The 431-nt window shown below is 66.1% G+C and carries 1 protein-coding gene; it reads right to left on the bottom strand.

Annotated features, from left to right (window positions below):
- A partial coding sequence (locus HWX25_RS33095) for a catalase (protein WP_175912806.1) occupies positions 1-431 on the bottom strand: 431 nt, incomplete at both ends.

Below are 431 nucleotides of genomic sequence, written 5' to 3'. Positions count from 1 at the left end.
TGGTGAAATCGACGCCCGGCACCACGTTCGAGGGCAGGAAGGCGGCCTGCTCGGTCTCGGCGAAGAAGTTTTTCGCGTTGGCGTTCAGCGTGAGCCGGCCGATCGGCTCGACCGGGATCTCCTCCTCGGGGATCAGCTTGGTGGCGTCGAGCACGTCGTAGGGCTGCTTCGCGGCCCAGGCCTCGTCGAACACCTGGATGCCGAGGTCCCATTCGGGAAAATCGCCGGCCTCGATCGCCTCGAACAGGTCGCGGCGATGATAGTCCGGGTCCGCGCCGGCGATCTTCACCGCCTCGTCCCAGACGGTCGACTGCACCCCGAGCACCGGCTTCCAGTGGAACTTCACGTACTTGCCCTGGCCCTTCGCGTTGACGAAGCGGAAGGTATGCACGCCGAAGCCCTGCATCATGCGCAGCGAGCGCGGGATCGCG

The sequence above is a fragment of the Burkholderia sp. BCC1640 genome (assembly GCF_902833125.1).
Lineage (GTDB): Bacteria > Pseudomonadota > Gammaproteobacteria > Burkholderiales > Burkholderiaceae > Burkholderia > Burkholderia diffusa.
The sequence above is the reverse complement of the archived record's forward strand: the minus strand, read 5'-3'. Positions and strand labels throughout refer to the sequence as shown.